The 24,018-nt window shown below is 37.5% G+C and carries 25 protein-coding genes and 1 pseudogene; 25 read left to right on the top strand and 1 reads right to left on the bottom strand.

The window, feature by feature from the left end:
* The first annotated feature begins 2 nt into the window (after window positions 1-2).
* The 5 genes from EYB29_RS07755 to EYB29_RS07735 all read left to right on the top strand — a co-directional run bounded on the left by EYB29_RS07755 (window position 3) and on the right by EYB29_RS07735 (window position 3,334).
* Window positions 3-767: a TatD family hydrolase gene (locus EYB29_RS07755; protein ID WP_026866200.1), complete on the top strand. Its 765-nt coding sequence runs from the start codon at window positions 3-5 to the stop codon at window positions 765-767.
* Between the two features lie 94 nt (window positions 768-861).
* Window positions 862-1,419: a ribonuclease M5 gene (gene rnmV, locus EYB29_RS07750; RefSeq protein WP_026866199.1), complete on the top strand. Its 558-nt coding sequence runs from the start codon at window positions 862-864 to the stop codon at window positions 1,417-1,419.
* 2 nt (window positions 1,420-1,421) lie between these two features.
* Window positions 1,422-2,306 carry a 16S rRNA (adenine(1518)-N(6)/adenine(1519)-N(6))-dimethyltransferase RsmA gene (gene rsmA, locus EYB29_RS07745; protein WP_026866198.1) on the top strand — a complete coding sequence of 295 codons (885 nt, stop codon included), beginning with the start codon at window positions 1,422-1,424 and terminating at the stop codon, window positions 2,304-2,306.
* 74 nt (window positions 2,307-2,380) lie between these two features.
* Window positions 2,381-2,647 carry a Veg family protein gene (locus EYB29_RS07740; RefSeq protein WP_026860087.1) on the top strand — a complete coding sequence of 89 codons (267 nt, stop codon included), beginning with the start codon at window positions 2,381-2,383 and terminating at the stop codon, window positions 2,645-2,647.
* A gap of 114 nt (window positions 2,648-2,761) precedes the next feature.
* Complete coding sequence (locus tag EYB29_RS07735) at window positions 2,762-3,334, top strand: NADPH-dependent FMN reductase (RefSeq protein WP_026866197.1); 573 nt, start codon at window positions 2,762-2,764, stop codon at window positions 3,332-3,334.
* 59 nt (window positions 3,335-3,393) lie between these two features.
* Here EYB29_RS07735 and EYB29_RS07730 read toward each other — a convergent pair whose 3' ends face one another.
* Window positions 3,394-3,957 carry an NADPH-dependent FMN reductase gene (locus EYB29_RS07730; RefSeq protein WP_166627034.1) on the bottom strand — a complete coding sequence of 188 codons (564 nt, stop codon included), beginning with the start codon at window positions 3,955-3,957 and terminating at the stop codon, window positions 3,394-3,396.
* 174 nt (window positions 3,958-4,131) lie between these two features.
* On the opposite strand from EYB29_RS07730, the gene EYB29_RS07725 reads away from it, so the two are divergent.
* The 20 genes and pseudogenes from EYB29_RS07725 to ftsH all read left to right on the top strand — a co-directional run bounded on the left by EYB29_RS07725 (window position 4,132) and on the right by ftsH (window position 23,921).
* Complete coding sequence (locus EYB29_RS07725) at window positions 4,132-5,037, top strand: LytTR family DNA-binding domain-containing protein (protein ID WP_166627033.1); 906 nt, start codon at window positions 4,132-4,134, stop codon at window positions 5,035-5,037.
* Window positions 5,038-5,055: 18 nt separating this feature from the next.
* On the top strand, window positions 5,056-5,748 hold the full coding sequence (locus EYB29_RS07720) for a hypothetical protein (protein ID WP_026866194.1): 693 nt from the start codon (window positions 5,056-5,058) through the stop codon (window positions 5,746-5,748).
* Between the two features lie 172 nt (window positions 5,749-5,920).
* Window positions 5,921-6,766 (top strand): ABC transporter ATP-binding protein, encoded by an 846-nt coding sequence (locus EYB29_RS07715; protein WP_035855739.1) that lies wholly within the window; start codon window positions 5,921-5,923, stop codon window positions 6,764-6,766.
* A gap of 1 nt (window position 6,767) precedes the next feature.
* Window positions 6,768-7,469, top strand: coding sequence for an ABC transporter permease (locus EYB29_RS07710; protein WP_166627032.1), 702 nt, complete (start codon window positions 6,768-6,770; stop codon window positions 7,467-7,469).
* Between the two features lie 139 nt (window positions 7,470-7,608).
* Window positions 7,609-8,454, top strand: coding sequence for a 4-(cytidine 5'-diphospho)-2-C-methyl-D-erythritol kinase (gene ispE, locus EYB29_RS07705; protein WP_166627031.1), 846 nt, complete (start codon window positions 7,609-7,611; stop codon window positions 8,452-8,454).
* Between the two features lie 62 nt (window positions 8,455-8,516).
* The gene (purR, locus tag EYB29_RS07700) at window positions 8,517-9,347 is read left to right on the top strand and encodes a pur operon repressor (protein WP_026866190.1); all 831 of its coding nucleotides are present in this window, start codon (window positions 8,517-8,519) and stop codon (window positions 9,345-9,347) included.
* 18 nt (window positions 9,348-9,365) lie between these two features.
* Window positions 9,366-9,740 (top strand): RidA family protein, encoded by a 375-nt coding sequence (locus EYB29_RS07695; RefSeq protein ID WP_026866189.1) that lies wholly within the window; start codon window positions 9,366-9,368, stop codon window positions 9,738-9,740.
* 80 nt (window positions 9,741-9,820) lie between these two features.
* Window positions 9,821-10,105: pseudogene (gene spoVG / locus EYB29_RS07690) on the top strand (septation regulator SpoVG); the annotation flags it as partial.
* A 262-nt stretch (window positions 10,106-10,367) separates the two neighbouring features.
* Entirely contained in the window at window positions 10,368-11,723 is a 1,356-nt protein-coding gene (gene glmU / locus EYB29_RS07685) for a bifunctional UDP-N-acetylglucosamine diphosphorylase/glucosamine-1-phosphate N-acetyltransferase GlmU (protein ID WP_026866188.1), read from the top strand.
* A gap of 55 nt (window positions 11,724-11,778) precedes the next feature.
* Entirely contained in the window at window positions 11,779-12,720 is a 942-nt protein-coding gene (locus EYB29_RS07680) for a ribose-phosphate diphosphokinase (RefSeq protein ID WP_371807501.1), read from the top strand.
* Window positions 12,721-12,834: 114 nt separating this feature from the next.
* Window positions 12,835-13,482: a 50S ribosomal protein L25/general stress protein Ctc gene (locus EYB29_RS07675; RefSeq protein ID WP_026866186.1), complete on the top strand. Its 648-nt coding sequence runs from the start codon at window positions 12,835-12,837 to the stop codon at window positions 13,480-13,482.
* Between the two features lie 69 nt (window positions 13,483-13,551).
* Window positions 13,552-14,124 carry an aminoacyl-tRNA hydrolase gene (gene pth / locus EYB29_RS07670; protein WP_026866185.1) on the top strand — a complete coding sequence of 191 codons (573 nt, stop codon included), beginning with the start codon at window positions 13,552-13,554 and terminating at the stop codon, window positions 14,122-14,124.
* Window positions 14,117-17,587, top strand: coding sequence for a transcription-repair coupling factor (mfd, locus tag EYB29_RS07665; RefSeq protein WP_166627030.1), 3,471 nt, complete (start codon window positions 14,117-14,119; stop codon window positions 17,585-17,587). The genes pth and mfd overlap by 8 nt, the downstream gene beginning before the upstream one ends.
* Window positions 17,584-18,756 (top strand): MazG nucleotide pyrophosphohydrolase domain-containing protein, encoded by a 1,173-nt coding sequence (locus EYB29_RS07660; protein WP_026866183.1) that lies wholly within the window; start codon window positions 17,584-17,586, stop codon window positions 18,754-18,756. Before mfd ends, EYB29_RS07660 begins: the two co-directional genes overlap by 4 nt.
* Complete coding sequence (locus tag EYB29_RS07655; RefSeq protein ID WP_026866182.1) at window positions 18,746-19,018, top strand: RNA-binding S4 domain-containing protein; 273 nt, start codon at window positions 18,746-18,748, stop codon at window positions 19,016-19,018. Before EYB29_RS07660 ends, EYB29_RS07655 begins: the two co-directional genes overlap by 11 nt.
* Before the next feature lie 75 nt (window positions 19,019-19,093).
* On the top strand, window positions 19,094-19,483 hold the full coding sequence (locus tag EYB29_RS07650) for an FtsB family cell division protein (protein ID WP_035855733.1): 390 nt from the start codon (window positions 19,094-19,096) through the stop codon (window positions 19,481-19,483).
* 81 nt (window positions 19,484-19,564) lie between these two features.
* On the top strand, window positions 19,565-19,945 hold the full coding sequence (locus EYB29_RS07645) for a S1 domain-containing RNA-binding protein (RefSeq protein ID WP_026866180.1): 381 nt from the start codon (window positions 19,565-19,567) through the stop codon (window positions 19,943-19,945).
* Between the two features lie 63 nt (window positions 19,946-20,008).
* The gene (gene tilS / locus EYB29_RS07640; protein ID WP_166627029.1) at window positions 20,009-21,253 is read left to right on the top strand and encodes a tRNA lysidine(34) synthetase TilS; all 1,245 of its coding nucleotides are present in this window, start codon (window positions 20,009-20,011) and stop codon (window positions 21,251-21,253) included.
* Window positions 21,237-21,779: a hypoxanthine phosphoribosyltransferase gene (hpt, locus tag EYB29_RS07635; RefSeq protein WP_205710601.1), complete on the top strand. Its 543-nt coding sequence runs from the start codon at window positions 21,237-21,239 to the stop codon at window positions 21,777-21,779. Before tilS ends, hpt begins: the two co-directional genes overlap by 17 nt.
* A gap of 72 nt (window positions 21,780-21,851) precedes the next feature.
* Window positions 21,852-23,921, top strand: a complete 2,070-nt coding sequence (gene ftsH / locus EYB29_RS07630; RefSeq protein ID WP_026866177.1) for an ATP-dependent zinc metalloprotease FtsH — start codon at window positions 21,852-21,854, stop codon at window positions 23,919-23,921.
* Window positions 23,922-24,018: the final 97 nt, after the last annotated feature.

Here is a 24,018-nt window from a genome sequence, read left to right as displayed (position 1 = left end):
TTGTGTTAATCGATACACATGTCCACTTAAATGCAGAACAATATAATGAAGACTTAGAAGCAGTCATCGACAGAGCAAGAGACAATGGTATTGAAAAGATGGTGGTTGTTGGCTGTGACCGTGAATCCATCGAGCGTACTATGGAAATGATTGATGAGTATGATGATATATACGGTGTCATTGGCTGGCATCCTGTGGATGCAATCGATTGTACGGATGATGACCTCAAGTGGATCGAGGAATTGTCTAAGCATGAGAAAATTGTCGGTATCGGTGAAACTGGTCTTGATTATCATTGGGATAAGTCACCTAAAGACGTACAAAAAGAATTGTTTAGAAAACAAATTGCCTTAGCTAAACGGGTGAATTTACCTATTATCATTCATAATAGAGAGTCAACTGCTGATTGTGTAGAAATCTTAAAAGAAGAGGATGCACATGAAGTCGGTGGTATTATGCATGCTTTTTCTGCAGATGAACGTACTGCAGATGAGATTATCGCAATGAATTTCTATGTTTCTTTAGGTGGTCCTGTGACTTTTAAAAATGCACAGCTACCTAAGGATATTGCAGTTCATGTTCCATTAGATCGTTTACTTGTTGAAACGGATGCCCCGTATTTAACACCTCATCCATATAGAGGGAAAAGAAATGAACCTGCACATGTTAAATTAGTGGCAGAGAAAATTGCGGAACTTCGCAACATTTCATATGAAGCTCTAGGTCAAGCAACAACTGAAAATGCTGAACGTCTGTTCAATTTATAAAAATCAGTGTTTTACTTTGCACAGTCAAGGTAAAACACTGATATTTTTTATATTAAATTATGGTATGATACTAAGCGGATATAGAGGTGAACTTATGGATAAACCCATCATAAAAGAAGTTGTAATCGTTGAAGGTAGAGATGACACGAGGCGTTTAAAAGAATCTGTCATTTGCCAAACGATTGAAACGAATGGCTCAGCGATTAACGAAAGAACATTAAGAGAAATAGAAGTCGCCCTCAATACGAGAGGAGCCATTATATTTACTGACCCTGATTTTCCAGGACATAAAATTAGAAATACAATAATAGCGCGATTTCCAAATATAAAGGAAGCATTTTTGCCAAAAAGAAAGGCAAAAGGTAAAGTGGGGCAGAGTTTAGGCGTTGAACATGCTTCAATAGAAGATATCAGACAGGCCCTTAAGCATTCTGTGACGAGTGTTGAAATAGATACAGAAGTGATTAGTATTAAAGATATGCAGGATTTTGGTTTGTCTGGTGACAGGGAATCCAAAGCGCGTAGAGCGTACCTAACAGATCGTTTAAATATTGGATATGCAAATGCATCCGCACTTCGAAATAAACTCAATCGTTATGGCATAACACGTGAAAAAATAGCTGAGATATTAGCTGAAGATAAGAGGAGTTAAATATGAAATATATCGCAAGTGCAGGTCGGACAAAAGAAATTTTAGCAAAGCATGGTTTTACATTTAAAAAGAGTCTTGGACAGAATTTTTTAATTGATTCAAATGTCATTAGGGAAGTTATCCATAAAGCAAATATCGATAAAAATACTGGTGTCATTGAAGTTGGTCCTGGGATTGGTTCTTTGACTGAACATTTGGCGATTCATGCTAAAAAAGTACTCGCTTTTGAAATTGACCAACGTTTAATTCCAGTTTTAGATGATACTTTAAGTGAATATGATAATGTGACAGTAATCAATGAAGATATATTAGAAGCAGATGTACCAAATAGTATTGAAACACATCTGTCAGACTGTGATGAAATCGTTGTTGTGGCAAATCTTCCTTACTACATTACAACACCGATATTGATGAATTTCTTAACTGGTAATCTCCCAATATCTCGCTACTATGTCATGATGCAAAAAGAAGTTGGAGAACGAATTAGTGCAGTAGCAAATACGAAAGCATACGGGTCTTTATCGATTGCGATTGATTATTACACTGAAGCGAAGACAGTACAAAATGTACCAAAAACTGTATTCATGCCACCACCTAATGTGGATTCAATCATCGTAGAATTGAAAACGAGAAGAGAGAAAAAGGTTCAGGTTGATGATGAATCAACATTCTTTAAATTAACAAGAGGGGCCTTTTTACATCGTAGAAAAACGATATTAAATAATTATCAAAGTCTATTTTTAGACGGGAAAAAGAAAAAAGATGAGATTAGGCAACTATTTGAGGATGCAGGTATAGAAGCAAATCGCAGAGGGGAAAGTTTAAACTTAGAAGATTATCAAAAAATTTATGAAGCTTTCAAGAAAAGTGACTTGGAAATTGTGTAATTTGCACAGTTATTGGCTAATTTTTGACAAAATTATGTAAACTTGATATAATGAATCTAGTGAGGTGGGGTATAATGCCAAAAACATTAATCGACATCAAAAAGATTCTTGATTGTCAGTTAGGAAATCCATGTGTGCTTCGTGCAAACGGAGGACGCAAGAAGTTGATTGAAAGAAAAGGTATTTTAAGAGAAACATATCCATCGATTTTCGTAGTTGAACTAGATCAAGACGAGCACAATTTCGAACGTGTATCATATACATACACCGACGTTCTAACATCAAATGTAGAAGTAACATTCTATAATGACGATTTTACAGAAGAATTTCTTATTCAATAACATATGACAAACCATCCTTTAGGATGGTTTTTTTAATTTATGAGCTAAATAACTGACTGAATTAGTCTGAATTATATATGATAGGTATAAATGAATGTCTAAGGAGGGCTATAAATGAAAGTGGCCATAGTGAGTGGTTCAGTTGTAGGCAGTAAAACACGAAAGATTACAACTGAAATTAAGGAAAAAATTGATGAGAAGTACAGTGATTATGAAATTTCTTATATAGACTTAAAAGACTATGATATGCCCTATAGTGATGGCAGGAATTATTTAGATTATGATGATTCAACATCCAGTGCTTTAAAACAAATAATGGAAGCGGATGTGGTCTTTATAGGGACACCAATCTTCCAAGCTTCGATACCCGCACCTTTAAAAAACTTATTCGATCTTCTTCCACCAGATGGATTCCGTAATAAGACTGTAGGTATGGTAATTACAGCAGGATCTCAGAGACATTACTTAGTTGCTGAGCAACAACTTAAGCCTATTTTAGCTTATATGAAGGCAAATATTGTACAAGGTTATGTTTATGCTATAGATTCTGACTTTGGTTCTACAGGTGTAGAAAGTGACGATATTCACTACCGAATTGATCGTTTGATTGAAGCGACTTTTAATGAAAGAGAAGCCCAGCGACATGTGTTGAGTAAATATGAAGAACATAGTACAGGGATAGTGTAAGATAAAAAAACGCGTACACCAATAAAGTGTACGCGTTTTAATGTATATAAAGCTTTGACTTATCTAATTGTTTTTAGAGCTTTAGCCCAGTTAGCTGTAGTTGCAATTACTGCTTCGATTGTTGCAGTGTGTACTTCAGCTGGCTTGAAAGTTGACATGTTTTCGAAGTCAGTGAATAGGCTGAATGCGCCGAATGGTCCAACTGTAGCAACGTTGAAGTTTGCTAGGATTTGACGTAGAGATTGTGTAGCAGCAACACCAAGTGTTGAACCGTAACCTACGATACCAGCAGCTTTGTTACCAAATTCAGGTCCTAAGTAGTCAATTTGACTCTTAAGTACAGTTGAAGTAGCTTTGTTGTATTCAGGTGTGATGAAGATGAATCCGTCTAAAGAGTCAATTTTTTGTGACCAACGGTTGATGTCTTCACTTGTGTATTGTTTATTAGCCATTGCTGGTGGCATAGCTTCGTTGAAAAGTGGAAGCTCGTAATCTTTGATGTCTACGATTTCGAATTCTGCATCTAGATTTAATTTATCTGCTTGTTCTTTTACCCATTCTGCAACTTGTAAGTTGACGCGTCCTTCACGTACACTTCCAGTTACAATACCAATTTTAGTCATTTAAAATACCTCCGAGGTGTGTAATTAATATTGAGTTACATTTTGTAACTGATTAATAATATACATTATTTCGAAAGAGAAATAAAGTCTTTTAGCTCAATTATTCAATGAAATTGTAATGATTACGTTTACATGATAAATTTAAATAGATTAATTAGCTTGGAGGGTTATTTAATGGACTTAGAGATTGGTACTGTGATTGGCAAACCAACAAATGATAAGATTCAACTAGTGAGCGGCAAAACTTATGCAGTACAGATGCCCTACGATTATTTTGAGAGGCTATCGAAAGTTGTTAGGGATTCGGATGCCAATGTGTTTACTAATGATATCCCTGTTTATAAACGTATCACTTTCAAAGCTCATATTCATTACTTTAAAAAATGGTATAATAGTCCACTAAAAGTTGATGATTTAATTCAACAATTTAGAATTGAAACGCCTGATGAGAAACTATCAAAACAAAATAAAAACGAGATACAAAAGCTTAATTATATACAAGCTCTGTTAACGGATGAACAGCACATTGTGTTTATTGACCCTTTTTTACATACGATTAACGATAATATTCATCTCTTTCATAAGATGAAGGAACAACTTATAGACCAAAATAAGTCACTGCTTGTGGTAACCTCTCGTTTAGAAGATGCCTTTGTATTACAATCAGACGTTATGAAGATTAATGAGGATGGATTGAAAATTGTAGAAACGTCAGAAAATACAGTTGATGATAAAGAAGTGCAAAATACAAAAATTAAAGTCAAAGCAAATGATAAGACGATTTTTGTGGACATTAGTGATATTGAATTTTTAGAGAGTCAGGATGGTAAGGTCTATATAAATCTAGATGGTGAGAAATTTATGATGGAAACAACCTTACAAAATGCAGAGGATGAGTTGAGCAGTCACGGTTTTTATCGATGTCATCGTTCCTACATCGTCAACTTACATAAGGTGAAGGAGATAATTACATGGTCTAAGAATGCGTACTCTGTGATTATCGATAACCATGAAAAATCTAAAATTCCTTTATCAAGAACGAAGCATAATGAAATTCAAGAGCGTCTCATTACATTATAGGTAGGGTGGCTTATTAAAATGCACAAAATTTATGCAACAATATACCGTGATTTTAAAGAGTACCTTGCAAATTATTCTGTATTTATACTATTTTTAATGCCATTAGGCATGGCACTTATCTACCGTATGATTGGACAAGATGCTGGTGAAACGATACCAAATATCATGGTCTTTATAATTATTGGAACGGTGTTAGCTGCAGTCACAACGAATGTGCCACTTATGTTATTTGCAGATGAAATAGAGCACGGTATGATTCGTATGGTGGTCAAAGATAAAAAGGATCTTTGTTTAATGATCATTGGAAGAAGTGCGCTTGTAATCATAATGTCAGCCCTGTTAATCATTGTCTCACTTGTGATTATTGATCGTATAGACATGTTGTCACTCAGTTTGTCGTTTGGCTTGTTCCTAGCAATGCTAGTATTTTTAGGACTGGGTATACTATTTGGTATTCGCACAAAACTAGAAACAACATCAGCAGTTGCAGGTGTCATTATCTTGTTCTTACTCGGTATGACACCCATAGTTGAGAGCATGGGGCTCACAAATGTGTCGTTTATTAGGTTTTTGGCAGACATCACACCTGTTTACCAATTGATGGCATTACAAAATAACGCTAGTGTAATGCCTATCGTTATTTTGTTGGTATGGCTTGGTATAATAGGGTTCCTTGTCTATAGAAGTTTAGAAATAGATGAAAAAATTTGAGTACAGTTGAGCTTATTTTTGGTACAACTTAGTAAAAATTCATAACAATACAACACTTGAATACCACAACTTAAAATGAAATAGCTACAATTCGCCGCGATCTTATCGCGGCTTTTTTGTATTTCTTTTAAGCTTGAATTACGAACAAGAAAACGAAATTGGAGGTATTAGCATGAGCATTATTAAAGTAAATGACTTAGAGAAGAATTTTGGCAGTGAGCGTGCCTTAAAAGGTGTTTCATTTGAAATGCAGAAAGGGCAAATATTTGGTCTATTAGGTCCAAGTGGTTCTGGTAAAACAACAACAATTAAAGTACTAACGGGAGAATTTGAACCTAATGGTGGAACGGTAATTGTGAATGGCTTTAATCACGAACAATTTGGCAAGAACGATTATGTAAGTAAGTTAGGGATTTTATCGGATAAGAGCTCCTTATATGAGAGATTAACTGTTAAAGACAATTTAGAACTATTTAGAAAATTATACGGCGCACCAAAGGGTTCCGTTGAAAGCGTCCTAAAAGATGTTGGCCTAGCAGATGAAATCGATAAAACTGTATCGAAATTATCTAAAGGTATGAAGCAAAGAATTCTTCTATGTAAGGCAGTGATTCATAAGCCGGATATTCTATTCTTAGATGAACCAACTTCAGCACTAGATCCAACAACGGCAGAAAAGATTCATGAGATGTTAGAAGCTTTAAGAGATGAAGGCACAACAGTCTTACTCACAACACATAATATGGATGAGGCAACGAGACTTTGTGACAATGTTGCCTTTTTATATCAAGGTGTCATCCAAGATTACGGTTCACCAAGTGAGCTCAGACATAAGTACAAGCGTAATGTCGTTCATGTCACGTATAACGACGGATCACAAAAAACGATTGATAAGTCAGCGGACAACGAAGCCCTCTTAAAATCAGTATTACTTGATGAGGCTGCAGTGGATGTCAGAACGGATTTCCCAACCCTCGGTGAAGTGTTCAAAAAAGTAACAGGTAAGGAGTTGTATTAATATGAATATCACTAGAATAATGGCGATTTTTGAAAAAGACCTTAAAGAGTTTATGAAGAATATGATGTTGTTTACTTCGGTGCTAATTCCGATTATCTTAGCTTTTCTATTTACTAACCTAGGCGACGCGACAGGCGGACTACCTGCTGAAACCCTAGCGCTCATCGCAGGAGTCGTATTTTCAGCAGTGACTTTCAGTGCAATCATGACGATGATTGCAGAAGAAAATGAAAAAGACACCTTAAGAGGTCTTTTACAATCACCAGCTACCTTTATGGACATTATCGTAGGTAAGAGCATGGTTATCGGATTGATGACGATTATTTCCTTGGTTGCCTCTATATTTGTAATTGGTCCAACAGATTATTGGACAGGGGAAAATATTGTGAGCCTAATATTACTCGGTGTGTTCTTTATCAACCTAGGTATCGGGATTGGGCTGATTGTGAAATCAGTTGCCACAACATCAGTGTACCTCATACCAATCATGTTCATCTTTGGTTTTACACCCTATATCGAACTACTGGTGACGGACCCAGACAGTATCGCTATAAAAATTGCCGAATACTTCCCCCTATACCAGCATATCTTCATTTTGAACGGTGAAGGCGGAATTAAAGAGTTCATTATCCTTGCCGCTTGGGTCGCAGTCAGTTTCGTAGTGACACTATGGGGCTTCAAAGTAAGAAAATCAGATGATTAATTAATAACTAATATAATTCTAAATAACCCGTACCGTTTCTGGTGTGGGTTGTTTTAATTTCCCAACTTAGAGCCTTAGAAATATGATAAAATAACGCATATATCAACTCGATTAAAAAATTAACAAAGGACATGGAACTATGCACTATGAAACAGCACCAGCCAAAATAAACTTAACACTGGATACGCTCTTTAAACGTAACGACGGCTATCACGAGGTCAGTATGGTTATGACAACAGTGGATTTAAATGACCATTTGTCCTTTGAAAAAAGGACAGACAAGAAGATAGTCATAGAAACTGACAATCAATTTGTGCCGACTAATAGAAGAAATTTAGCATATCAGGCCGCAGAGCTGATGATGAAGCGCTATAACATAAGTACGGGTGTTACGATTCACATTGATAAACACATTCCAATTGCTGCTGGTTTAGCTGGTGGCTCAGCGGATGCGGCAGCGACCTTCCGTGGTATAAATGCTATATATGAGCTCGGCATCGAACTAGACGAGCTTGCTGAATTGTCAGCCGAGCTCGGCTCAGATATCCCATTTTGCGTATATGGTGGCACGGCACTTGCAACAGGGCGCGGTGAGATGATTGAGCGACTACCGAGTCCACCACATGGATGGGTTGTTTTAGCCAAGCCCAAAATTAGCGTGTCGACGAAAACAATATACTCAGCCTTAAAACCTGGTAAAAACAAACCAGCATCAAATGAAATGAAAAGAGCTATCATCGATGGAAACTATGATTCAATTATTCGACTCTTGAAAAATGATTTAGAAGAAGTGACGGTCAAAAAGTATCCAGAGGTCAAAAAGCTTGTAGAAAATATGAGAGATTCTGGTGCTGATGGAGCGATGATGAGTGGTAGTGGACCGACGGTATTCGGAATATGTAAAAAAGAAAGACAAGCGAATCACGTATATAATGCGATTAAAGGATGCTGTTCTGAAGTTTATAGAATAAGATTACTCGGCTAAGTATTAAAAACCGAACATATATGTTAGAATTGTTGTCAATAATACGGATTAGGAGTTAAGTTATGAAATTTAAACGCAGTGAACGATTGGTCTATATGACCCAGCATTTAGTTTCACATCCGAACCAATTAATTCCACTCACAACATACGTAGAGAAGTTCAGCCAAGCGAAATCATCAATTAGTGAGGACATAAGAATAATTAAGGATGTAATGGATTCAGAGGGGCTCGGTGTCTTAAAAACCACAGCTGGAGCAAATGGGGGTGCAATGTTTATCCCTAAAATTAGTCTGGAACGTGCTGAAGAGATTATAAAATACTTCAAAAAAGAATTAGAGGAAAGTGAAAGGCTTTTACCAGGTGGTTATTTATACATGTCGGACATCATGGGAGATCCTAAGATGATGAACGATTTCGGGGATTTAATAGCCACGATGTATGGTGATGTTGAAATCGATGCAGTTGTAACGATAGCGACTAAAGGTATCTCCTTGGCTAATGCAGTTGCACGTAAATTGAATGTACCTGTTGCTGTGATTAGAAAGGATAACAAAGTTACAGAAGGGTCAACAGTCTCAATTAACTATGTATCAGGTTCGACACGTAAGATTGAAACGATGGTCTTATCAAAACGCACTCTTAAAGAAGGATCAAATGTACTTGTTGTCGATGACTTTCTTAGAGCTGGCGGATCGATCACAGGCGTTACGAATCTCATGGAGGAGTTCAATGCCACGGTTGCTGGTGTGAGTGTACTTGTTGAAGCAAAGCAAGTTGCGAATCGTCGTTTCAAGGACTATACTTCCTTACTTAAAGTGTCGGAAATTGATGAATACAACGAGTCGTTTGTAGTTGAAGAAGGCAACTGTTTAGATTACATTAAAGATAGATAAACTAGGAGGTCGATATTCATGGAACCAATCAATTCAAATAAAGCACCAGCAGCCGTTGGACCATACAGCCACGGTGTCAAAACAGGCAACTTATTCTACTCATCTGGACAAGTACCACTAACACTTGAGGGGAAGATTGTGTCTGAAGACGTCAAAGAGCAAACGAAGCAAGTCTTAGATAATGTTGGTGGCGTCCTTGAAGCGGCTGAATTATCATACGAAAATGTGGTTAAAACTACTATTTTTATTACTGATATGAACGATTTCGCGTTAATTAATGAAGTTTATGGGACGTACTTTACGGGTAAACTACCAGCAAGATCATGTGTAGAAGTTAGCCGGCTCCCATTAGATGCGAAAGTAGAAATTGAAGTCGTCGCATCATTTGAATAACTGGTTATTTTAGTGGGTTCTTAGTTAGATAAGCGTTTTACACAGAGGATCTAAAACACAAATCTATGGAGGACAAACACATGAAAATAACAGATGTAAGATTACGAAAAGTCAATAATCAAGATACTAGAATGAAAGCGTTAGTATCTGTGACATTTGATGAGGCATTTGTCGTACATGACTTACGCGTCATCGATGGTAATAATGGACTGTTTGTCGCTATGCCGAGTAAACGTACTCCGGACGGCGAATTTAGAGACATTGCTCACCCAATCAACACAGAGATGCGTCAGCATGTACAAGAAGAAGTGATGCGTGTCTATGAAGAAACTGAAGATCCAGCGTCTGAGGATTCAAACGAGGCTGTTGAACCAACAGTGGAATCTGATCCAGCAGAAGACGAAGATAGTACGCTTGAATCAACAGCATCAGAAGAATCTGACGAGAGTTTAAACGAAAGGGTTAATGATGAAAATAGCCCTGAAGTCACTGAAGATACAGCTGACGAAGAAAGATAATAATAATTGGATTTTAGGCCGGGCCATTAGTGTCCGGCCTAAGCTCTGTCTTGAAAGATGTGACAGTCTGAAATATAATTAAAACATCGTATTTAAATGGGGGTTAATTATGCAAGTTAGAGCGATAATCACTGCTGCTGGCACAGGCAAGCGAATGAATTCAAAACAACCGAAAGTATTACACGAAGTTTGTGGAATTCCAATGATTACTAGAGTGATCAATAGTGTGAAAGATGCAGGTGTTTCAGAGATTTACGTTGTTTTAGGTAATGATTCAGAAGCGGTTAAAGCAATCTTACCAGAAGACATTAAAACGGTTGAACAAAAAGAACAGCTCGGTACAGCAGATGCTGTTAAACAGTTAGAGAGTGAGCTCCAAAACCAAGAAGGTGAGACCCTCGTTGTATGTGGCGATACGCCATTAATTAGTCCTAACACGCTCTCGATGTTACAAGGTGAGCATGAACAAACTGGTTTTAAAGCGACAATTTTATCTGCTTATACAGAAAATCCTGGAAGTTTTGGACGTGTCATTCGTAAGGAAAACGGCACAGTAAAAGAAATTTTAGAAGCAGCTGAACTAAGAGAAGAACAAAAAGATATAAAAGAAGTTTCAGCTGGTGTTGCATTATTTAATAATGTTGAGTTGTTTAAGTCTTTAAGAAAAGTAACGAACGATAATGAAGCTGGTGAATATTACCTATCAGATATCATTGGTATTTTAAGTAGCAAGGGTCAACGTGTTGGTGCTTATGTTACTGCTGACCATGAAGAAATTATCGGTGTTGATGATCGTATGCTTCTTGCCGAGGCATCCAGAATACTTAGATTGAGAATTAACCAAGGACATTTAGAAAAAGGTGTTACAATTATCGATCCTCTAAACACATATATCGATGAAAGTGTTAAGATTGGTATGGATACTATTATTTATCCGAATACTGTACTTAAAGGAAACACTGTTATTGGTGAAGGTACGATTATTTCTGCAAACTGTGAGATTTCTAATAGTTTAATCGGTGATGAAGTCGAGATTAAACACTCAGTAGTATCAGATGCTGAAGTCGGTAATCAAACGACTGTTGGTCCGTATGCACAACTTCGTCCAGGGGCCAAACTTGCGTCTACTGTTAAAGTTGGAAACTTTGTAGAAGTGAAGAAAGCAGTCTTAAAAGACGGCGCTAAAGTATCACATCTAAGCTATATTGGGGATGCTGAAATTGGTGAACGTGCAAATATCGGCTGTGGTGCAATCACTGTAAACTATGACGGTGTAAACAAATTTAAAACGACGGTCGGAGATGATGCGTTTATTGGCTGTAATACGAACTTAGTTGCACCGGTTTCTGTAGGAGAACGTTCTATAACTGCAGCAGGATCTACAATTACAGACGATGTTCCAAATGATAGTCTAGCAATCGCAAGAAGTAAGCAAACGACAAAAGACGGCTACTACAAAAAATAATACTTGGAGGATCAAAATGTTAGCTTCTAGCAATCAAAACAAAAGTTCTAACAAAATGAAACTATTTACATTAACAGGTAACGAACCCCTAGCAGCAGAAATCGCTGAGCACATCGGTATTCCACTTGGGAAGTGTACAGTTAATCGTTTCTCTGATGAAGAGGTTCAGGTTAACGTTGAAGAAAGTGTGCGAGGTTGCGATGTTTTTGTAATTCAACCGACAAGTCAGCCGGTAAATGAAAACTTAATGGAATTACTCATCATGATTGATGCCTTAAAACGTGCATCAGCGAATACTATTAATATTGTTATGCCTTACTATGGTTATGCACGCCAAGACAGAAAGAGTCGTGCGCGTGAACCAATCACTGCCAAATTGGTTGCTAATCTTATTGAAACAGCTGGTGCAAACCGTGTGATTTCACTTGACCTACACGCACCACAAATCCAAGGATTTTTCGATATTCCAATCGACCATCTCATGGGTGTACCAATCTTAAGTGATTACTTCTTGGAACATAAAGATATTAATTTAGACGAAGTCGTTATCGTGTCACCAGACCACGGTGGTGTAACGCGTGCACGACGTATGGCAGATCGCCTAAAAGCACCAATTGCCATCATTGATAAACGACGTCCGCGTCCGAATGTCGCAGAAGTGATGAATATTGTTGGTGAAATTGATGGTAAGACAGCTATCATTATTGATGACATTATTGATACTGGTGGTACGATTAAAATTGCTGCACAAGCACTCGTAGACAAAGGTGCGAAAAATGTTTACGCTTGTTGTACACATCCAGTACTTTCTGGACCTGCAGTTGAACGAATTGAAGAGTCAGTTATCAAAGAGTTAGTTGTCACAAATTCAATTCAATTACCAGAAGAAAAGAAAATTGAGAAAGTGACTGAACTGTCTGTAGGTGAACTGCTTGCACAAGCAATTGTCAGAGTACATGAGCAAGAATCCGTAAGTATTTTATTCGACCAAACGTGATAATTTAACATATTTTTTACAAAACAGTGTGTTTTGTGGTATTATAATGCGTGGCTATGTGTTAGGATAGGCGTTATTATAAATTGCTTTATTTGATGAAAGGTGGAAATAACTATGGCTAAATTAGCCTCAAGCTCTAGAGCTGAAAATTCTAAGAAATCTGAACTGAACGAGCTCCGTTACAATGGACAAGTTCCAGCAGTCGTATATGGCTATGAAACTGAAAGTACTTCAGTATCAGTTGATGAAGTTGAATTCATCAAACTAATCCGTGAAGTTGGACGTAACGGCGTTATCGATCTTGAATTAGAAAACGGTACAAAACAAGTAATGGTAAGTGACTATCAGTTTGATTCACTTAAAAACCAAATTTTACACATCGACTTCATTGCAATTAACATGCAAACTGAAGTGACTGTTGATGTTCAAATCGAATTAACTGGTGAGGCACCAGGGCAAAAAGAAGGCGGCGTAATCGAGCAGCCATTATTTGAAGTTTCTGTAACTGCTAAACCAGCTGACATTCCTGAAACTATCGAAGTTGATATTTCAGAACTTAACATTGGTGATGCAATTCACGTTGCAGACATCCGTGAAAAAGGTAACTTCGTAATCGAAAACGAAGACGAAGACTCACTAATTATTATTAGTGCGCCAACTGAAGAACCGGATGAAGACGAAGAAGTTTCTGAAGAAGAAGAAACTGAAGTTGAAGCAACTGAACAAAAAGATGAAGAAGACTCTGAAAAAGAAGAAGAGTAATCTTGAACATTTTAAACACAACGGCGGTGGGCTTTCCATCGCCTTTTTTAACGTTTATGAGGTGACGAAATGAAATGTATTATTGGCCTGGGGAATCCAGGTGCTAAATATGAAAAAACGAGGCACAACATAGGCTTTATGGCGATTGATCAACTCCAAGAAGACCTTGGTCTAGCCTTAGATCAGCAGAAATTTAAGTGTCACTTTGGAACAGGTGTACTCAACGGTGAAAAGATTATGCTGGTTAAGCCACAAACGTTTATGAACCTATCTGGAGAAGGTGTGCGACCACTTGTGGATTACTATAATATCGAATTATCTGATATTGTTGTAATTTATGATGATCTTGACCTACCTCTTGGTCGTATAAGATTGCGTCAAAAAGGTAGCGGTGGTGGACATAACGGTATCAAGTCTCTGAATCAACATCTAGGTGGCGAAAAGTACAATCGTATACGCCTTGGTATAGATCGTCCAACTGATAGTACGCCAATCACACGTTATGTCTTAGGTAAGTTTAGTAAGGTAGATGAAGATACTTTACAAAAAGTTTTAGAAGTGTCATCTGAAGCGTGTCAAAGCTTTGTTTCAAATGACTTCCTAGATGTAATGAATAAGTATAATGGTGATGTGAATGCATAATAAAATTAGCGATCGCATCTTAAATGATGAACGCGTCCAGAGCATCATTTCATTCAATGATGATAAAAACCTGCTTGTCACTGGAATAAATGATGACTTTAAACCAATCTTACTCAAAGAACTTACAGAAAACTCAGAGCGTGCCAATGTGGTCTTTGTTGAAAATAACCACCACATGGAAAAGCTCGCAAATAGCATGATGGACGTTATGGATGAAGTCTATACCTTCCCAGTTGGTGACATCATGATTGAAAACATGTCTAAACAAAGCCCTGATTTTATGAAGGCAAGAATGTCGACCTTATCGGCCTTGCTACATGAGAAGCCAGGGTTATTTATCGTGCCTATACATGCCTTATTAAAACCGTTGATGCCTAAGGAAAAGTTGTTAGCTTATGAAAAAACATTAGAGCTAGGAAGTACACTTGATTACGATGAATTTCTCGAGTTCTTAGTTAGTTTAGGATATAAACGTATGAATCAGGCCTCTAATTTCGGAGAATTTGCAGTTCGAGGAGATATTATTGATATCTATATGCATGATTTATTTCTTCGTGTAGAGCTATTTGACGATGAGATTGATTCACTGCGTCTTTTGGATCCAGAGACTCAACGTTCTTTAGAAAATATTGAATCAGTGAAAATTGAACCCTATGCTGAATATATTGTTGATCCGAGTGAACGTGTGGAATTGATAGAGAAAATTGACACCTTATATCAGGAGACTTCTGAAGGCTTACAGGCTGTCGCTAAAGAGTCATTAGATGAATATTATGACAAGGTGACACATCCTGATTTACTTGTAGAACACTTAAATCAATTCGCTCATCTCTTAGATGATCATGATCAATCGCTCCTAGATTATATGACCGATAAGCATAGAGTGTTTGCAGATGATATCAATGCAATTAAATCAGCTTATGATGCAGAGTTTGAAGCGGTGAATAATTACTTTAGTTCTGTCTTAGAAGCAGGACAAATGTTTAAAGGTGCGGCCAACTATTTAGAGCATCAGTATGATAGATTGCTAAACCTAAATGGTGTTACTTACTTTAATTTATTTATGAAAAGTATGCCTGTGTCCATTGGAGAAATGATTAAAATTTCTGTTAAACCAGCAGAAATCTACTATGGGCAGTATGACATTCTTGCGTCGAATTTAAATAAGATGTTGGACAATGACTATCTCATCAATATTATTTTAAGAGACGAAGATGAACTTAATAAAACAAAGCAACTTCTTGAAGACCTAAAAATTCAAAGCTATATTGAAAATATACCGAGTGATTTAGGTATTGTCTTAACGACGGGTGCTATAGAATCTGGTTTTATCCTGCCTTACATGAGTGCAGCTATTTTAACTTCTAAAGAATTGTATAACAAAGTACAAAAACGTAAAAAACGTAATAAGAAGTTATCTAACGCAGAGAAAATTAAATCTTATCAGGAATTAAACCCTGGTGATTATATCGTCCATGTTCATCACGGTGTCGGTCGATATCTAGGCATTGAAACCCTTGAAGTTAGCGGTATTCATAATGACTATATGAAGTTGCAGTACAAAGGGACAGACCAGCTGTATATTCCTGTGGATCAGATGGACCTGGTGCAAAAATATGTGGCAAGTGATGACGGCCAACCTAAGATGCATAAACTTGGTGGTGTTGAATGGAAACGGACTAAGGCGAAGGTTCAGCAAAATGTTAATGATATCGCAGAAGAACTGATTCGACTCTATCAAGAACGTGCGATGTCTGAAGGGTTTAAGTATAGTCCAGATACAGAGATGCAAGAGGCTTTCGAAGCACGTTTCCCTTATGAACCAACGCCTGACCAACTAGCGAGTATCCATGAAATTAAAAATGACATGGAAGATAGTAAGCCTATGGATCGACTGCTTTGTGGTGATGTCGGTTACGGAAAAACCGAAGTAGCAATTCGTGCAGCATTTAAAGCGGTTCAAGATGGCAAACAAGTCGCATTTTTAGTGCCGACAACCATACTCGCAGCCCAGCACTTTGAAAGCTTAATCGAAAGAATTGAGGATTACCCTGTGAATGTGGCGATGATGTCTCGCTTTAGAACGGCAAAAGAAAATAGAGAGACTGCTGTAGGACTTAAAGAAGGAAAGATTGATATCGTCGTGGGTACGCATAAAATTTTAGGTAAATCAATTGAGTATAAAGATCTCGGTCTTTTAATTGTCGATGAGGAGCAAAGGTTTGGAGTTAAGCATAAAGAAGCGATTAAACAGTTGAAAAATAATGTAGATGTCTTAACTTTAACAGCAACACCAATTCCAAGAACCTTACACATGAGTTTAACGGGTGTAAGAGACCTTTCTGTCATAGAAACGCCTCCAGAAAATAGATTTCCAGTTCAAACCTATGTTTTAGAATACAATGGAAACTTTGTTAAAGAAGCGATTGAAAGGGAACTTGCTAGAAACGGGCAGGTCTTTTACCTCCACAATAGTGTTGCGACAATCTATAACAAACAGGCACACGTAGAAATGTTAGTACCAGACGCTGCAGTAGGTGTCATGCATGCACAGATGACTGAAAAGCAAATTGAAGAGACCATGCTTGCCTTTGTTAATGGTGAGTATGATGTTATCGTCACCACGACTATCATTGAAACCGGGGTAGATGTTCCGAATGCCAATACGCTAATTATTGAAGATGCAGACCGTTTTGGTTTGAGTCAACTTTACCAATTACGCGGGCGCGTTGGTCGTAGTAATCGTATCTCTTATGCATACTTATTCCATCAACCGAATAAGGTGTTAACAGAAGTAGCAGAAAAACGATTAGAAGCGATTAAGGAATACACTGAACTTGGATCAGGCTTTAAGATTGCCATGCGTGATTTGAATATACGCGGAGCGGGTAATTTACTTGGTAAGAATCAGTCAGGCTTTATAGATTCAGTTGGTTATGAGATGTATAGTGATATGTTAGAAAGTGCAGTAAAAGAAAAACAGGGTGTTGAAAAAGAAGAAGAACCGGTTAATATTCCAATTAATATCGAAGCAGATGCTTATATTCCGGCAACATATATTACCCATGAGCAATCTAAGATTGATATTTACAAGCGTCTTAGAAAAGCAAATTCTCTAGAGACTCTGAGAGATATAGAAGATGAACTCATCGACCGTTTTGGTGAGTATCCAACAGAAGTACAAACATTAATTGACTTAGTTAAAGTTAAAATATATGCACTTCTATATGGTATCTATAAGGTATCTGAGGATGCACGTCACTTCTATCTTAATGTATCTCAATCTGCAACAGCAGAAATCAATGGTGAAAAATTATTTGAAGACACTCAAGCGTTTAGTAGAATCTTGAAGATTTCAGTCAAGGGTGGAGAAATCAACCTAACCATACGCTCGAAACAACTTAAAGATTTAGTCTCAGTAATGGCAGCAATACAAGAGAGTAGAATGGAGGGTGTGTCATGAACACAATCACAGTAATCGGGCTTGGTACATCTGATATCGATAAAATGCCCTTAGGTGTTTACAAATCACTATTAGCAGAAGAAAAAATTTATCTGAGAACCATGGACCATCCAGCAGTGTCACTTTTAAAAGATAGTGATATAAAATTAATCAGTTTTGATGAATATTATGAGGCATCTGAAACTTTCGAAGCAGTGTATGAACGTATCGTTGATACCTTAGTGAAGGATGCTCAGCATGGTAATCTCACCTATGCTGTACCAGGGCATCCAATGTTTTACGAGACGACGACTGAACTGCTATTAGACAGAAAGCGAAAAGGTGAAGTCAACGTCGAGATTAAAGGTGGTCAGAGTTTTATAGATGAAGTGATAAGTGCATTAAATATTCCAGTAAATGAGAACTTTCAGTTGTTAGACGGAACGAATTTGTCCTTAAAAGATTTAGATTACCAAAAGCACACACTGATTACTCAAGTGTATAATCAATTGTCTGTGAGTGAAGTGAAGGTGACACTCCTAGATTATTATCACTACGATGCCAAAGCTTACCTTGTAGACAAGGCTGGCAGTGAAGATGAGCATATTATAGAAACGACTATCGCGGAAATTGATCATCATGTACCAGACTCAAACTTAATGTGTATGTTTGTTCCAAAACAAGATGATATTCGATATGCGGATAGAACAATCACGCATATGGTAGATGTGTTTGACCAGCTAGTATCGGAAGATGGTTGTCCGTGGGATAAAGAACAGACCCATGAATCACTTGAACGATTCTTGTTAGAAGAATCGTATGAGGTCATTGAAGCAATAGAGCATGAAGATGATGAAGGTATTGTAGAAGAACTTGGAGACATCCTTCTACAAGTCGCCTTGCATTCAGCAATAGGTAAAAAAGATGGCTACTTTGATTTCTATGATGTTCTAGCTGCCTTAAATCAAAAAGTAGTTAGACGTCATCCACATGTTTTTGGCGATGAGTCAGTGGAGTCAATGGAAGATTTAAATAAGGTGTGGCAAGAAGCGAAAAGAGCCGAAGGTAAGAAAGAAAAAATTAAGCATGAAAAAGAATATGCAACGACAATGCTTGCATGGATGAAAGAAACCATCCATTCAGATACCCCACTAAAAACCTTGCTAAAGGATGATGTAGATGAGACTTGATAAATTTTTAAAAGTATCAAGGATAATTAAAAGACGTACACTTGCAAAAGAGATTAGTGATGATGGTCGTATCGAAGTCAATGGACGTATGGCAAAAGCAGGTACTGACTTATCAGTTGGAGATCACTTAGTCATCAAATTTGGACGTAGTATTGTCACTTATGAAGTGATGCAATTAAACGATACAACAAAAAAAGAAGATGCAGAAAGAATGTATAAAGTATTAAAAGAAGAAAAAATTGAAAAAGAAACAGAATTTTAATAGAAACCAAAGCTCATTTGATGTATCTTGTATATAAAGGATAATGTACAAAACGATGGGAGAGGTGTGACTAAAATGAACAACAAAGTGGTTCGTCTTTTGAATAACTATACTAAAAAAAGAGATAGTGAAAAGAAACAATTAAAGACTGAAGCGCGTGTGTCACGCCGTCGTGCCCTCGTTTTTGGCAGTGTGCTAATGATAATCGTTATCGTCTTATTGATGATTGGCATTAATCAAAAGAAGGCCAATCAAGAGCTAGAGCAAGAAGTTGCTGCAACATCTGAAGTCCTAGACAATAAAAATAAGCAGCATTCGGATCTCGAGCAACAGATTAAACAATTAAATGATGACAACTATATATTACGTATAGCAAGAAGTGAGTTCTTCTTATCAGAAGAAGGAGAACTAATCTTCAATTTACCAGAAGGTGAATCTGGAGAAGAAAGGCCGGAAAAGGAATAATCATTACATATGTAATGATTATTCCTTTATTAAGTGTTAATATATTAATGTATAACGATTTTGGGAGGATATTATATAAACATGTCAGTTGAAGCGGGCAGTAAAGTTATCGGCAAAGTTACAGGGATTAAACCATTTGGTGCGTTTGTTGAGTTACCAGGCGGTAAAACAGGCTTGGTTCACATTAGTGAAGTAGCGGACAAATATGTAGAAGACATCAATGAACACTTAAAAGTCGGTGACGAAATAGAAGTTAAAGTATTATCTATCGGTGATGATAACAAGATTAGTTTATCTATCAAGAAAGCACAAGATAAACCTAAACCAAAACCTCGTCAGAAGGCACCGTCACCTGAAGATTTTGAGAAAAAACTTTCAGGGTTCTTAAAAGACAGTGAAGAAAGAATGTCTACAATTAAGAGACAAGCTGAGTCACGTCGTGGCGGTAGAGGGCGTAGATAATGAAATGAAGAGGCCAGAGCAAGTCGCTCTAGCCTTTTTAGTTTTTATAAGGTGGTGCTACTTTTGAAGTTGAATATTTCATGGACAACAAAAAGTCATATTGCCCTGGCCTTGTCTGGTGGCATCGACTCTATGGTGCTCTATCATCTTTTGACGACGACTTACAAAGATACTTATAAAAGTTTGACCGTCTTACACGTTAATCATAATCAAAGAGTTGCATCCATATCTGAGGCGGCTTACATAAAAGAAATGACTGAAAAAGATCGTGTAAACTTTGAGTCAGTTGTTCTTGATTTTGAGGGGCATTTTTCTCAAGAAGCAGGACGTAAAAAGCGGTATGCATTCTTTAGAGATATTGTAAAAAAACATCGTCTAAATGTTTTGTTGATGGCGCATCATGAGGATGATCAGTATGAAACTGTCTTGCATCAGCTATTAACTGGACGGTATTTACACGGCAACCTCGGTATACCAGAAGCCAATGAAACAGCAGGTATAAAAATATCAAGGCCGCTGATGATGGTACGTAAAAGAGACATCAAGAAATATCAACGCACACATATGGTGAAGTATTTTGAAGATGAAAGTAACCATGAAGATACTTACACAAGAAATTATATTCGGCATCATATTGTTCCAGACATCGAAGACACAGAGACTTTAGATTTAAAGCAGTTAGTGAGTCTAAAAAATGACATAAATGCGTTAAGTGATTTTGTTAGTGGTTTTGCTAAAAACTTTACTAGTAATGGTAGTCTTTCGAGGGAAACTTATAAACAATATAGTCCATTAGTTAGAATATATATTTTAAATGCACTCTTATCTGAGTCATCAACTATAATGAGCCGAAAGGCTTTGGAATCACTTGATCAAACATTGATGTCAGGACCATCACAGACGGTATATCAACTTGATTCCCATACAGTACATATCGAATACGATCAAGTTTATGTAAAAAAAACAACGTTAAGCCCCATTAGCGAACCTCTGATTGTTGAGGATAATGGGAACTTTATTTATAATAATTATCATATCGTGGTAAAATTACCGAGTGATGAACTTCCGTTGACTATACGTCCTAGATTAGATGGTGACCGTGTTCAACTTAAACAAGGCGGTAGTAAGAAAGTCAGTCGTCTTTTTATCGATAAAAAGATAGTGGCAAGCGAAAGAGAGGCGATGCCGGTGGTTTTGAATCAACACGGTATAATTGTTGCAGTCGGTACCATTTATAATATAATTGAACCAGCTGAAAATCGAATTTTAAAGATAACGAAGGAGCAAGAAGATGACAATAAAAAATGATATCAGTGAAATTGTACTTTCTGAGTCAGATATAGATGCAATTAACAAACGTCTCGGAGAGAAAATCACTAAAGACTATGAAGGTAAGACGCCGATTATGGTGGGCCTTTTAAAGGGATCAATTATGTTTATGGCAGACCTCATTAAGCATGTGGATACACACATGGAAATTGATTTCATGGATGTCTCTAGCTATGTTGGGACAAAGTCAACTGGAGAGGTTAAAATACTTAAGGACTTATCAACTTCTGTAGAAGGTAGGCATATACTGATTGTTGAAGACATTGTTGAAACTGGAACAACTTTAAATTCTATTATCGAATTTCTGCAGTATAGAAAGGTTGCATCCATTGAAATTGTAACCTTATTAGATAAGCCTGTTGAAGAAAGAAAGTTAGATGTTAATGTAAAATACGTTGGAACAGAAATTCCAGATGGGTTTGTTGTAGGATACGGCTTGGATTTTGATCAAAAATACAGAAATTTACCGTACATTGGTTTGTTAAAACCTGAATTTTACAGCTAAATCATATCACTGGAAGTTAAAAGTTATTTTTGTTACTATTTTTTGTAATGTATTAGAAATGGAGGATTACGGATGCCGAAGAATACTGGCCGTAACATATTACTTATCGCCATATTAACAGTTGTCATGTTTGGTATATTCCAACGTTTCAACGGCTCTGACGGCGACGAAGAAGAACTTCAATATAATGAGTTCGTCGATGCCCTAGAAAATGGTGAAGTGGCTGAGTTAACATTGCAGCCTGAAAACAATGTTTATTTAGTTAGCGGTCGCTTAGCTGATCAAAGTGACCAAGAGTCATTTACTTCTGTTGTGCCTTTTAATAGTGCGGATGATATCCAGCAAATTACAGACACGGCACGAAATCAAGATGACCTAACATTTAATGTAGAACCTGAAGAAGAACCAAGTCCTTGGACAAGCATGTTATTTACAATTATTCCATTACTTATTATCTTCTTCTTATTCATCTTCCTCATGAGCCAAGCCCAAGGTGGCGGCGGAGGCGGCGGAGGCCGCATGATGAACTTTGGTAAGAGTAAAGCCAAGCTTTATGACCAAAGTAAAAAACAAGTTCGCTTCGACGATGTCGCTGGTGCAGATGAGGAAAAAGCTGAACTAGTGGAAGTTGTCGACTTCCTAAAAGATCCACGTCGCTTTGATAGAATCGGTGCCAGAATTCCTAAAGGGGTACTACTTGTTGGTCCTCCAGGTACTGGTAAAACATTGATTGCAAGAGCGGTAGCAGGTGAAGCAGGGGTACCATTCTTCTCAATCAGTGGTTCTGACTTCGTTGAGATGTTTGTTGGTGTTGGTGCATCTCGTGTACGTGATTTATTTGAAAATGCTAAGAAAAACTCGCCTTGTATCATCTTTATCGATGAGATTGATGCAGTGGGTCGTCAGCGTGGTGCTGGTGTTGGTGGTGGTCACGATGAGCGTGAACAAACACTAAACCAACTATTAGTTGAGATGGACGGTTTCGCAGATAATGAAGGTATCATTATGATTGCTGCAACTAACCGCCCTGATATTCTAGACCCAGCACTCTTACGTCCAGGTCGTTTCGACAGACAGATTCAAGTAGGGCGTCCGGATGTTAAAGGTCGTGAGGCTGTACTTAAAGTACACGCACGTAACAAGCCACTTGATGAGACTGTAGACCTTGCAGCACTTGCACAGCGTACGCCAGGTTTCTCTGGTGCAGACCTTGAGAACCTATTAAACGAAGCTGCTTTAGTCGCTGCTAGACAAAACAAGAAGTTGATTGATATGCGTGATGTCGATGAAGCGACTGACCGTGTGATTGCAGGACCAGCTAAGAAGAGTCGTGTAATGAGTAAGAAAGAACGTAATATCGTTGCCTACCATGAGGCAGGACATACGATTATCGGTATGGTCTTAGACGATGCTGAGACAGTTCACAAGGTTACCATTGTCCCTCGTGGACAAGCTGGTGGTTATGCTGTAATGCTTCCTAAAGAGGATCGTTACTTTATGACGAAACCAGAATTGGAAGATAAGATTGTTGGATTACTTGGTGGTCGAGTATCCGAAGAAATTAACTTCGGTGAAGTATCAACAGGTGCCCACAATGACTTCCAAAGAACAACAAGTATCGCTAGAAGCATGGTAACTGAATACGGTATGAGTGAAAAACTCGGGCCAATTCAGTTCGGTGAATCAAACGGTCAAGTATTCCTTGGTAAAGATATGTCTAACGATTCGAATTACTCAGATAGTATCGCTTATGAAATCGACCAAGAAATGCAAAACATTGTGAAAACACAATATGAGCGTTGTCGTCAGATCCTTACAGAGCATAAAGAACAGCTTCAATTAATTGCTGAAACATTACTTGAAGTGGAAACACTCGACAGAGAACAAATCGAAGGACTTTTCTACAACGGTAAACTACCTGAAAGAAACTTTGATAATGAACCTGTTGAGGAAGATAAGGATTCAGACAAAGCAGGAGCATCTTATGATGAAGTTAAAGAAAAGATGTCACATGATGAAAAAGACCTTGAGTCTGAAGAACAAGTTGAGGAAAGACCAGACATGGTTGAACCTGATGAGTCGACTGACCAAGAAAATCAATCTTCAAATGACTTAGAAGAAGACCGTAAAGATAACAGATAAGAAACTTTAAGCGCAGCGGATGATGCTGCGCTTATTTTTTCGTAGGAAATGACATAAAGCACGTGAATTGACTATCTTTGACGTTTACTATATTATG

Origin of the sequence: Jeotgalicoccus sp. S0W5 (genome assembly GCF_011634875.1) — a bacterium.
In the GTDB taxonomy this organism is placed as follows: Bacteria; Bacillota; Bacilli; order Staphylococcales; family Salinicoccaceae; genus Jeotgalicoccus; species Jeotgalicoccus marinus.
The sequence above is the reverse complement of the archived record's forward strand: the minus strand, read 5'-3'. Positions and strand labels throughout refer to the sequence as shown.